The sequence below is a fragment of the Pseudomonadota bacterium genome, from assembly GCA_026388215.1.
In the GTDB taxonomy this organism is placed as follows: domain Bacteria; phylum Desulfobacterota; class Syntrophorhabdia; order Syntrophorhabdales; family Syntrophorhabdaceae; genus JAPLKF01.
The window spans coordinates 1-11,309 of sequence record JAPLKF010000235.1 but is presented as its reverse complement, the minus strand read 5'-3'; the positions used below and the strand labels follow the sequence as shown (position 1 = coordinate 11,309).

The 11,309-nt window shown below is 40.6% G+C and carries 13 protein-coding genes; 6 read left to right on the top strand and 7 right to left on the bottom strand.

The annotated features are described in order from the left end of the window. The 4 genes from NTU69_11585 to NTU69_11570 form a co-directional block, all read left to right on the top strand. On the top strand, nt 1–501 hold a 501-nt coding region (locus tag NTU69_11585; GenBank protein MCX5804150.1), incomplete at its 5' end, for an ATP-binding domain-containing protein. 195 nt (nt 502–696) lie between these two features. Further along, nucleotides 697–885: a hypothetical protein gene (locus NTU69_11580; protein ID MCX5804149.1), complete on the top strand. Its 189-nt coding sequence runs from the start codon at nt 697–699 to the stop codon at nt 883–885. Between the two features lie 123 nt (nt 886–1,008). After that, nucleotides 1,009–2,622, top strand: coding sequence for a VRR-NUC domain-containing protein (locus tag NTU69_11575; GenBank protein ID MCX5804148.1), 1,614 nt, complete (start codon nt 1,009–1,011; stop codon nt 2,620–2,622). A gap of 6 nt (nt 2,623–2,628) precedes the next feature. Beyond that, nucleotides 2,629–3,237 carry a nitroreductase family protein gene (locus NTU69_11570; protein ID MCX5804147.1) on the top strand — a complete coding sequence of 203 codons (609 nt, stop codon included), beginning with the start codon at nt 2,629–2,631 and terminating at the stop codon, nt 3,235–3,237. Between the two features lie 44 nt (nt 3,238–3,281). Here the strand turns inward: NTU69_11570 and NTU69_11565 are convergent, their stop codons facing one another. The 7 genes from NTU69_11565 to htpX all read right to left on the bottom strand — a co-directional run bounded on the left by NTU69_11565 (nt 3,282) and on the right by htpX (nt 9,937). Then, on the bottom strand, nt 3,282–4,523 hold the full coding sequence (locus tag NTU69_11565) for a hypothetical protein (protein ID MCX5804146.1): 1,242 nt from the start codon (nt 4,521–4,523) through the stop codon (nt 3,282–3,284). Between the two features lie 9 nt (nt 4,524–4,532). Next, nucleotides 4,533–5,651 carry an SPFH domain-containing protein gene (locus NTU69_11560; protein ID MCX5804145.1) on the bottom strand — a complete coding sequence of 373 codons (1,119 nt, stop codon included), beginning with the start codon at nt 5,649–5,651 and terminating at the stop codon, nt 4,533–4,535. 106 nt (nt 5,652–5,757) lie between these two features. Further along, on the bottom strand, nt 5,758–6,408 hold the full coding sequence (locus NTU69_11555) for a DUF3786 domain-containing protein (protein MCX5804144.1): 651 nt from the start codon (nt 6,406–6,408) through the stop codon (nt 5,758–5,760). Nucleotides 6,409–6,411: 3 nt separating this feature from the next. Then, complete coding sequence (rpe, locus tag NTU69_11550; protein MCX5804143.1) at nt 6,412–7,074, bottom strand: ribulose-phosphate 3-epimerase; 663 nt, start codon at nt 7,072–7,074, stop codon at nt 6,412–6,414. A gap of 1 nt (nt 7,075) precedes the next feature. Beyond that, entirely contained in the window at nt 7,076–7,780 is a 705-nt protein-coding gene (locus tag NTU69_11545) for a PASTA domain-containing protein (GenBank protein ID MCX5804142.1), read from the bottom strand. Then, the gene (rsmB, locus tag NTU69_11540; protein ID MCX5804141.1) at nt 7,777–9,093 is read right to left on the bottom strand and encodes a 16S rRNA (cytosine(967)-C(5))-methyltransferase RsmB; all 1,317 of its coding nucleotides are present in this window, start codon (nt 9,091–9,093) and stop codon (nt 7,777–7,779) included. Before rsmB ends, NTU69_11545 begins: the two co-directional genes overlap by 4 nt. Continuing rightward, entirely contained in the window at nt 9,083–9,937 is an 855-nt protein-coding gene (gene htpX, locus NTU69_11535) for a zinc metalloprotease HtpX (GenBank protein MCX5804140.1), read from the bottom strand. The genes rsmB and htpX overlap by 11 nt, the downstream gene beginning before the upstream one ends. A gap of 258 nt (nt 9,938–10,195) precedes the next feature. Here htpX and NTU69_11530 point away from each other — a divergent pair, with 258 nt between their 5' ends. Then, a complete protein-coding gene (locus NTU69_11530) occupies nt 10,196–10,843 on the top strand; it encodes a DedA family protein (GenBank protein ID MCX5804139.1) in 648 nt (215 codons plus the stop codon). Nucleotides 10,844–11,045: 202 nt separating this feature from the next. After that, nucleotides 11,046–11,309: DUF192 domain-containing protein (locus tag NTU69_11525; protein MCX5804138.1), on the top strand; the 264-nt coding region annotated here is incomplete at its 3' end.

The window sequence follows — 11,309 nt, the reverse complement described above, 5'->3', positions numbered from 1 at the left end:
ATTAGTGATCTCGATGTTTCTGGGACAGCCGTCTGCGAAGCTGATGCGGAATATGTTGTGCCTGAAAAAGCACTGCGAGACGGTCCAATGCCGGAGGTCAAGAGGTTCAAGTCTTTTGACGAAGAGCGACGGCACGCCATTAAATGGATTCGAACCCGTTTGAAAAAAGGTGTTTCACCGGATGACATTATGGTGTTAGGATTGTCCCGCTCCGATATGGCGAGGCTTGAGGAGTGGCTCCAGGACGCGGGTATCCCAGCTCAGCTGCTGGGAGCAAGAGTGAGGGCGGGAGTTGTCAGGCTTTCGACTATTCACAGTGCGAAGGGGCTCGATGCAGAAGCTGTCCTTATCTTGTGGGCGCATGAACTGGAGAGAAGAGATGAAGCAAAGGGTCGGCGCCTCCTTTACATTGCCATGACGCGGGCGAGGAGTGAACTCTACATTTCCTATTCAGGAGAGTCAGCGCTTATGGCCCAGCTTGAAAAGGCTTTTTTACACTAAGGAAATGGGAGGTTGTTCTATAAAAAAGCCTACAACGGGCGCCTAACATGGTGCGAAGGATTTAAATCCAAACCCTTCGGGCTTCTTTTGCACCAAGAACGTTAGCCGAAATTGCCGTTTGGGTTCTGAAGATGCTTGGCCCGCTAAGAGGCACACCGTCCATGGTGTGCGAGATTCGCAGAATGGAGGAATGCCTTGACAGAATACAAGGTTTTGGAAGCCGAAGAAGTGCAAGATTCACCCTCATCTAAAGTTCTTTATAAAACTTCTAAGGGTAATGTCTTTGCGGAGCAACTTGCTCAGCAGTATTACTTCTCGCAAGGTTATGGTTCCACTTGGTCTGAGAATGATTTCTGGTGGGAAGTAATGGCTCTTCTGTTCTAGGACATCATCTTTGCACGGATTGAAGGTGCAGTCGCGGCAAGCTTCGACGGAGAAGAATACTATCCACAACCCGGAAATGAGGAATTTGAAAAGTTATTCTCCACATTTATGCAAATGAACGGCATGCCACATGACTTCTTCATAATTGAATTCTATCAGCGAAGACGCTCAATTATTGATAATAGGTTTAGAGAGCTGGAAAACTCAAATTTGATCGAAAAACTGTCAGCATCTTACCATAATCACCATGGACAGAACTGCAGGCCAATAGAAAATTGGGACAAATACTCACTTGATGGCTTGACTGGCCCTCTTGGATCCATTCCCAATACTGTTATACTTGGGATATGCCGTAGACTACTGAGTGATTTTGGATATAATCGGGCTGGCCTGCCAGATCTTATTGTGTATCGCCAAGGCGAATTCCTATTTGCAGAGGTCAAGAGTAAGAATGATAAATTGTCGCAAAAACAACTCGAATGGCATGATTACTTGACAAACGAACTATCACAAAAGGTCGAAATCATACTGATTAACCACACAGACCGACAGATAGCCAATATTAAGAAAGATATCGAACCGAAGGGTGGAAAAGAAGTTGAGGTATCATTCGGCAGCTCAACCTCAAAGAAACGTGCTGAAGCAATAGCTTTCATTTCTCAACAGAAAGGTTTTTCCGTTGTTGGTGAAGGAAAAGATGCTGTGTATTCTGCTGTTTTCAATACTGCAGAAATAGAAGTACTCTACACAATTCTTGAGTTGACTAGTGGTTGGAAATCCCAAACCATCGAAATGGACGGCCAAGTAATAAAGTCGACAGCACTTAGGAACGGTTTGTATTGTTTTCGTCAGAAAAACCAAGAGCACGCCTCTGACGCTTGGTGCAACCAGACAGCCTATGGTGAAGGGAAGAATCCGTTCGGCTGCAAGCGAATTTACTTTAGGCAACTGGAGGACAATCAATGGGACAGCTTCGGCTACGTTGATACTGACAAAGGTGAATGGGTGTTTGATATCCCAAAAATCCGAAGTGAAATTGACAAACAGTTTTCCGAACTACAGTTTTGCCCACTATTTGATTCGAACAAAGTCGAGAAAGCGGTTTCCGCTCTGCCCGAGCGAGTCAATCCCATGATAGATACAGACTGGGCTTTCCGAGGACAAGGATACAATATTTGGATTTTCCATGAAGAAAGGTGGATATCACGATACGGAGATGAGAAGAATTTCCCAGGTTTTGCAGTTATGACGGGTGTTGAGAAACTCAGTAAGAAAGATCGTAGTGAAATCATCCGATCCACTAAGCGAGATCACTATACTTACAACGTCTCATTGAGTACTGATTCCACAAGGCAGCCAGCAAAAAGAAGTTCAGGTTGTTTTATCACAACGGCAGTATATGGTTCTTACGATTCTCCACAAGTCCTTCGATTTCGACAATTTCGCGATCAGGCACTTTTGAGAAATACGTTCGGAAGACTATTCATCAAATTTTACTACCAGTTTGGGCCCTATATGGCAACATTTGTAACAAAATCTCGGCTTCTCAAAGCTATTTCAAGGGCATTTTTCGATTGTCTGCTGAAGGTATTGAAATATAAGATTTTGCCGGCAACGGCAGATTACATCGGTACAAACGGAGGACTCACAAATCTCGCCTCGCGGGATTACGCCTGTGCCGCACATGTTATACGCCATTACTACTTTACTTTAGAAGATTTTAAAATTATGGTATAAAGTATTATGCTTACAATTAAAGAGGCAATCGAACAAAGACGCAGTATAAGGAAGTTTAAGCCTGATCCTGTTCCAGATGAGCATATAACTGCTCTATTGGATGCTGCCAGACTTGCCCCCTCCGGCTCTAATGCCCAACCATGGCGTTTCAAGATCGTTAAAGATAGGGAAACAAAGGTGAAATTGACACAGGCAGCCTATGGGCAATCCTCTATTGTCGAAGCCCCTGTGGTATTGGTTTGCTGTGCAGATATAGAGGGCTATCTAAATGGCACGGTTTCCGGTATTCAAGACCTTGGAAAGATAGGTATTGTGGAAGACAGGATAGTTAAGATAATTCTTGACAGGACTGAACAGATGAAAACCATGACCATAGAACAAATCTCCCCCAGGATAGCCTTCAATGTTGCAATAGCTATAGAACACATTATACTTAGGGCCCTGGATTTCGGATTGGGGACCTGCTGGATCCGGTTGATTGACGAAAAAAAGATCAGGGATATCTTTGGCTGGAATCACAACATTTATGTTGTTGCTTTGCTGCCTATAGGCTATCCGGACGAGTCTCCTGCACCGAGAAAAAGGTTAAACCTTAAGGATATATTAATTGATTAAGGACTCACAAATCCTACCTCGGCGGGACCGAATGCTGATTTGAACTAAATATTTTTCCCTATCTTTAAGGCATTTTTCTGGATACTGCATCTAAGTTGAGGCTGAATAAACTCGTTATTTGTTGAGAAGAAGGGAAGGAAAATTAGAAGGGATTCGGTTAATTCAATTTTAATTTCATTCAGTTTAGGAAATATGTCCTTCTTTTTGGTAGCTATATTCGCAAGCGTAATCTTCAGGGATTCTTTTGCCTCGCTTACGGGAAGGGTTATTGGGTACATGGAGGATTTGGGCAGATTCATATCAGGGATTTTGTCAGGCTGGGAGATGGTTAGTTGCTGGGCAAGTCTTAAAAAGAGTGCCGGTGAGACCTTAAAAGCCGGTGACCAGAAGTAGATATCTAATCCTTCCCACTCGGTCTTTATTACCTTGGGCAAATTAGCAAACCTCACAAGGTCGGCATAGGATTGCAGCCCGATACCTCCTACTCTAATTTTCATCCTCCAGAAAGGCAAATACGCCACATCATCCCTACCATCTTTTTCTGAGATAACTCCAAATTCTATCCTACGCAAGGTCTCGCCAGAGGCTTCCCATAGAGAATTGCAATTACTACAAATGAGGACACAGCTTTCTTTCTCTGCAATGAGGTCCCATCCGCAATTGGGACACAGGGTTGAAAGGAATCTTATTCCCCAATTCTGCTTCTCTTCAAAGGAAAGGCCTCCATCGCCTCTTTCCCCAACCTGCGTCGCAATGGGTCTATTGAGGATTGCATCAAAAATCGTATTGTGCTGGATAAAGATTGGAGAATAAATCAGGCTCACAACTTCTCCTATACATGCATTATGGAAGGTAACATTTTCTATTTCATTCGAATCCTCAAAAAGTTCATTTTTTTTAACCTTTGAAAGAAAATCTCTGGATGAGAGAGAGGGACGTAAAAATTTTGTACCCTCTTTAAAGGTAGCAACCCTTAACTTTAATGCCTGTGCCCTGAGCCCGAGAGAGGGTGGTAAAAACTTATAGTTTGATGCAAGGAAGCTTGTATCTAATATCCTCTGTTCTATTGCATTAGTCTTACATGAAAAGAGCATTCCCCTGAAGCGCCAGTAGGGGGCAAAAATAATTTCTTTTCCCGATGGTTCTGCGGGAAGAAAATAGTATCTGAAATAATCTTTAGGTGAAAGGTATAGCTTTACCCTGCAAAAAGAACAGGTAAACAGCCTGTCTGCCTCCTCAAGGATAACAGGGGCGCCGCACTGTGGACACTGGTGTTCAATCTCCATAATGTTCTGTTATATCTTTTCACCGCATTGATTACAGAATATAGACCCTGGCAGGTTTTCTGTTCCGCAGTGGGGACATTTCTTAGGAAGGGGTTTTTGCTCAGCAGGCTGTCCGCATACTGAACAGAATTTTGCATGGGGTGGCATGTTCTTACCGCACTTTGAACACTGTTGAAATACGAGTAGCTGGTGGCCGCAGGATGGACAGAATTTAGCGTCAACAGGGATTGAATTCTGACAGTCCGGACATTTGATTGTATCCTCTGCTTTCTGAACCTGGGCGCTTCTTATAGCATCGGCAAACATTGCAGGCATCATAAAACCAAGCCCCATACCGAGTCCTGCTCCTGCTTCGCCTTGCGATTGGGCAGCGCTCTCCATCGCCATGGCGGCCTTCATCTTTAAAAGCTTGTTCAGGTCGTCGAATACATTCAGCCGGCTTTTATCATCAATAGCCTTTTGAACTTCCAATGGTGGTGTAATTGAATTAATGTAAAGGTTTGAGAGCATAAGGCCAAAGTGACTGAAATCCTCTTCAAGAACCTTCTTAAGCCCTTCTGATATTGCATCATACTGCCCGGGAAGTTTAAAAATAGAATCAAGCTTTTCTCCAAGATAGTCATTAAATCGGGAAACGATTACCTTGCTCAGATATTCCTCAATCTCTCCTGTAGTATACACACCCTGTGTCCCAACAAGGCTATTAATAAACAGGGTTGGTTGTATAACCCTTATATTGAAGACCCCAAAAGCCCTGAGACGAATCAATCCTAATTCTGAATCTTTGAAAGCAACCGGATCTCTTGTACCCCAGGTTAAATTAGGGAATACCTTCATGTTGGTAAAATAGACTTCAGCCCTGAGCGGGCTTTTTAAACCCCAGGGCAGGCTTAATATCTTGGTAATGATAGGAATATTTGCTGTAGTGAGTGTGTGTCTCCCTGGACCAAAGGCATCATAAGCTTTTCCATTATAGAAGAAAACAGCTGACTGGCTTTCCCTGACAACGAGCTGTGCCCCAAATTTTATTTCTCCAGAGCCTTCTTCAGGAATCCTGTGGACGATCTCTTTTCCTGTGTTGTCAAACCATTCAATAACTTCTAAGAAGATAATGTTATTGGTTCCCATCTTTGTTCCCCCATTAGTGGCTTTTTTCTTACGATACTATTTCGATGTCTGAAAGTCAACAAAGCTGACCTGTTATTCAGGACTGATTCTGCCGCACGTTTGAATATTATTCTATTACCTCATCCATATATTTGAGTTTTGCCTTCTTTATTATTCTGGTGGCAGCAAGTTTTGATATCACCACTATATCTTCGAGGGGAAGGTATCCGGGGATGGAAGGGTCAAAAAGGGTCTTTACAGAGGAAGGGAATTCTTCGTCCCCTTCCCACAGGATAAAGGTAATAGGAACTTTTGGGAGTGTGTGGAGGGTAAATGACGCATCTCCAAAATCTTCTTCTTTTCCTCCAATGGATATGCCTGCCTCAAGAAAGGCATGTTTGTTGTGTCCAAAAGCAGACTGTAGCGGTTTTGCGACCCTGCTAATAAAAACGGGTGTATATGCCCTGCAGCCTGGTATGTCTTCGTAAGGTATCCTGTCAGCTCCAAGAGGGACTCCAGATGCAGCATTAATGTAGTGTAATATGATAATCTTTGTTACAAGGGTAATATTTGCTCCCCTCGAGCTTTTGAAAGAAAATCCGGGTGCCATCATTGCGATAATCTCATCAAAATAAGGTATCTTTATGTTATATTTATTGCCCTGTGTTTCAAATTTTAACCCTGCATTATTAAGTTGTTTTTGAAGGTTGGAATTTAACAGTTCATTACATGCAATCTCAAAAACCCTTATATATGCCTTTTGTTTTTTCAGTTCCAAGATTTATCCTTTTAACCTTTTTCTTATTTCCTGTATCTTTTCTTTGTAATTTTTACTATGGAATATCTCTGTGCCCATGACGAGTATATTTGCTCCTGCATCCGCTACCTTTTTTGCATTGCGGGCTTTTATACCGCCATCCACCTCAAGGTCTATCTTTTTCCCTGTTTTATCTATCATCCTTCTTGCTTTCTTTATTTTTTCTTCCATAGATGGGATATATTTTTGCCCACCGAAACCCGGGTTGACTGTCATTATTAAAATGAGATCAAGTTCATTTATAATGTACTCTATAGAGCTAAGCGGGGTAGATGGGTTTAAAGATACCCCTGCCTTTCTACCATTTGATTTTATGATATCTATAGTTCTAAAAATATGGGAATCAACCTCTGCGTGGATGGTAACAATATCTGCCCCTGCCTGTATGAAATTTTCTACAAAGGTTTCCGGGTTGTCTATCATCAGATGGACATCGAGATAGGTGGAAGAAATCTTTTTTATTGCTTCTACGATCATTGGCCCGATTGTTATGTTAGGGACAAAGTGACCGTCCATTACATCAATATGTATAAGGTCTGCACCAGCCTTTTCAACATCTTTTATTTCTTTCTCAAGGTTTAAAAAATTGCATGACAGAATAGAAGGGGCTATCTGAACTCTCCTCATTTCATCCTCCAAGATTAATATTTATTAAAATTTCATCCTCTCCATTAAAGATAGTTTTTGGGGATATGGATGTTCTAATTTTAGACCCCGGGGTAATGTGCCCACCTTTTTCAATGGTTGTTTTATATTTAATCTTTTTTGTATCCATTTCTTCTATGAACTGAAGGACGTTTGCGTCGTTTATATCGGGCATTAAGTAGTATGTTTTTTGCTCACTGCCTATAAAGAGTACCATCTTTTTTCCCTCAAGCATGCTTTCACCGCCCTTAGGTATCTGGGCGATTACCATTCCTGTTTTTGCATGCGGTACATATATAGTTTTTTCTATCCCAATATGCCTTTCGTTCAATATTTCTTCAGCGTGTTGGAGCGGTTGCCCTGCAAGCATCGGAACTCCAACAAGTTCTGGTCCTTCTGATACAAGTACATTTACTGTTCGTCCTTTTCTTATAGGTATGTTTGCCTCGGGTTTTTGCACTGTTATATGGTTGTATGGAACATCGTTTCTTCTTTCGTATCTCAAAACGCTTAGTGTGAGCCCCTTGCTTTCAATTAGGCGTTTAGCTTCCTCAACATTTTTTCCCCTCACATCCGGACATATTGTGTTTTCCTGTTTTTTGAGCAGAATATCTATTGTCAGATATGCAGAAAGGATAAACATTATTATGGGTACAGCAAAATATAGGGAAACCTTTATCCACTTCATAATTTTTTGAGCCTTGCTATGAAAAAACCATCCATACCTGTTTCATGGGGCAAGGATAAAAAGTATTTTTTATTAAACAGGAACGGAAGGGGATTTTCAAGTATAAACTTTTTTTCCTTTTTGAACCTTTCTATAACATTCAGGGTTTCCTCTGGTTCGAAAGAGCAGACACTGTATATCAAATAACCGCCTGTTTTAAGGCTATCCCATAAAGTTTTTAAAAGGTCCAACTGATAATTACCGAAGTTGATAATATCCTTTTCTTTCCTTCGCCATTTGATCTCTGGATGTTTTCTTATAATGCCAAGTGACGAGCAGGGGGCATCAAGTAGTATGATGTTGAAAGCCTCTTTTCTAAAAGGACGGTTCAGGGCATCCCCCTTGACCAGATTTGTTCCTTTTTTTATTAATTTTAATCTTTTTATTTCCTTATCCATAGCTACAATAAACGAGTTATGGGAATATTCTTTTATTTGCTGGGTTTTTGTTCCCAACCCTGCACAGGCATCCAGTATTGAGTTACCATCTTGTGGTTGTATTGACCAACCAACAAGCTGGGATGCCTCGTCCTGAATGCTGATAAGGCCTTTTTTGAAAAGCTCATCCTTTAATACGGGTCCCAATTTATCTATGTGGAGAGCTGATTCTAAGAATATCCCATTTCTTGTCTTTATGCCTTTACTTTCGAAGTGATGTATCACCTCGTCCCTTGTAATCCTTTTGAGGTTTATTCTAATTGCAAAGTCCGGTGTTTTGTTCAGAACAGAAAGAAGTCTCTCTGTTCCCTTCTGCCCGAATCTTTTAAACCATCTTTCCACAAGCCACTCTGGAAATGAATAGGTTATTGATAGGCTGTGAATAGTGAATAGTGAACTGTGAACCCCATTCTTTAAATCAGAGCGCAATGGAGGACGGGGGAGATTATTTTTTTCCATTACAAATTTTCTCAACACTGCATTCACAAAATTTCCAACCTTTTTACCCTTTTCTTTTTTTGAATACTCTACTGTTTCATTTACTATATGGTAATGTGCCTTTTTCATAAAGGCTATCTGGTAAAGGCTTATCCATAAAATGTATCTTATATCCTTTTTTATTTCTTTTTCCACGTATTGGGAGAGCACCCAGTTAAGATAGCCTTTCCATCTCACCACACCTGAAGTGATTTCATATACCAAGCCCTTTTGTGTATCTGAGAGGTTATACCTTGAAAAATAGTCGTCTATTGTATCATCAAGAAAAAAACCTTCTTCAACCTTTTTTATTATCTTGATAGATAGTGCTCTAAAGGTATTTCCAAAATTATCTTCTATATGCCATATCCTCCAATCTTCTGATCCTTTCTTCTATTGGAGGATGAGTGCTGAAAAGTGATAATACGCCTTTTGCAGTGAATGGATTGACTATAAACATAGGCGCTGTAGATGGGTTTGCATCGTTCATGGGATTATATGCAACCCCTGCATGTAATTTCTTTAATGCATTTGAAAGGAATAAAGGGTTGCCAGAAAGCTTTGCCCCTCCATCATCAGCAAGATATTCCCTTGACCTTGAAATGGCAAGTTGTATAAGCATAGCAGCAAAGACTGCAAGCATTGAGAATATGATTACGCTTACGATATTCCCACCGCCTTCATCATCATCGCTGCCTCCTCCACCAAAAAAGGCTGCAAAGCGTGCCCAGTTTGCAATCATTGTAATTGCCCCTGCGAGGGTTGCAGCTACAGTTTGTATAAGTATATCCCTGTGCGTTATGTGTGAAATCTCGTGGGCAAGAACTCCTTCAAGTTCGTCTCTATTTAATATTCTCAATATTCCAGTTGTGACAGCAACAACCCCATTTGACGGGTTTCTACCAGTTGCAAAGGCATTTGGACTCTCGTTCTCTATTATGTAGACCCTTGGCATAGGAATGGATGACTTTTGTGAAAGGGATGAGATTATACTGTATAGTTGTGGGGCTTCACTTTCTGTTACTGGCCTTGCGCCATACATTTTAAGGACTATTTTGTCACAAAACCAGTAACTTATGAAGTTCATTATAAAGGCGATGAAAAAGGCTATGTAAGCACCGGTTCTGCCGCCTATTAAACTTCCTAAGGCTACAAATATTACAGTTAAAACAACCATTAAGAAGAAGGTTTTCATCTGATTCATAAAACCTCCATTGTGTTGATTGATAATATAAATATACACCTTTTTAAGGTTTGTCAAGGTTTCGGAACAAGGTTTCGGAACAAAGCAATAAAAGGTCTTGACACGTTGAATCGGATATATGAACGTAAGATGAAATGCAATACGCCCTTAATTGACTCTCACGTCATATCGTTGTAGTATACATGCGGAATTATGGTTTTAGTTCGGTGTTCGGAGTAAAACCTTTTGTTATTGATAGCTGGACCTTGAGGAGAATATATGGAGTTGATTAAGATCTTTGTCGATTTTTTTATGCATATTGATATTCATCTCAGTACAGTTATTCAAAATTATGGTCTCTGGACATATTTGATACTTTTTTTCATAATATTTTGTGAAACAGGTCTGGTGGCAACTCCTCTTTTACCAGGAGATTCTCTGCTTTTTGCTGCAGGAACTTTTGCTGCCAAGGGTTCACTGGATGTATCATGGTTATTTATTATTCTCTCTATTGCAGCCGTGGCAGGAGATACAGTGAATTACTGGATTGGATATTTTGTTGGTCCAAAGGTTTTTCATAGGGAAAATGTTCGTTTCCTGAATAGGGAATATTTGAACCGCACCCACCAGTTTTATGAAAAATATGGTGGAAAGACTATCATTATCGCAAGATTTATTCCTATTATCAGAACATTTGCACCATTTGTGGCAGGAATCGGTAGTATGACATACTGGCGGTTTATCAGCTACAATGTTGTGGGAGGTATTGCATGGATTGCTGTCTTTGTGTTTGCAGGTTTTTATTTTAGTAACATGCCTGTTGTAAAAGATAATTTTACCCTTGTTATACTTGCTATCATCTTCATCTCAATTTTACCCGGTATAATTGAGTTTTTACGCCATCGTTATAAATCAGTGAATAGTTGATAGTGAATAGTGGATAGTGATTAGTGTTGAGTTTGGAATGAGAAGTCAGAAGTCAGAAGCCAGAAATCAGAATATAAAAAAACTCCAAGCTCCGAACTTTAAACTTCAAACAAGATATATTCACCATTTTTCTATAGTAGCCATTACGCTGGTTTTATCGTTAATTGTTTTCAATTGTCGAGATGGACTGGCTTTTGACAGAATGGTTAGTTTTTATAGAGGTGATAAGAAGATTTTGTGTCGCTTTCGAGTTGAGCTTGCTACTACACCTGAGGAGCACTCAAGGGGGCTAATGTTTAGAAAATATCTTGATTCAAATGCGGGTATGCTCTTTATCTTCGATGATGATGATATAAGGTTTTTTTGGATGAAAGACACTTTAATCCCTCTTGATATAATATTTATAAACTCCAGATTGGAGGTTGTGGATATTCATAGTTTTGCAAAACCCATGGACGAGATGACT

Coding starts and splice junctions, on each gene's coding strand:
- NTU69_11575 (MCX5804148.1), top strand. CDS start 1,009: ATGCCACATGACTTCTTCATAATTGAATTCTATCAGCGAAGACGCTCA.
- NTU69_11570 (MCX5804147.1), top strand. CDS start 2,629: ATGCTTACAATTAAAGAGGCAATCGAACAAAGACGCAGTATAAGGAAG.
- NTU69_11565 (MCX5804146.1), bottom strand. CDS start 4,523: ATGGAGATTGAACACCAGTGTCCACAGTGCGGCGCCCCTGTTATCCTT.
- NTU69_11560 (MCX5804145.1), bottom strand. CDS start 5,651: ATGGGAACCAATAACATTATCTTCTTAGAAGTTATTGAATGGTTTGAC.
- rpe (MCX5804143.1), bottom strand. CDS start 7,074: ATGAGGAGAGTTCAGATAGCCCCTTCTATTCTGTCATGCAATTTTTTA.
- NTU69_11545 (MCX5804142.1), bottom strand. CDS start 7,780: ATGAAGTGGATAAAGGTTTCCCTATATTTTGCTGTACCCATAATAATG.
- htpX (MCX5804140.1), bottom strand. CDS start 9,937: ATGAATCAGATGAAAACCTTCTTCTTAATGGTTGTTTTAACTGTAATA.
- NTU69_11530 (MCX5804139.1), top strand. CDS start 10,196: ATGGAGTTGATTAAGATCTTTGTCGATTTTTTTATGCATATTGATATT.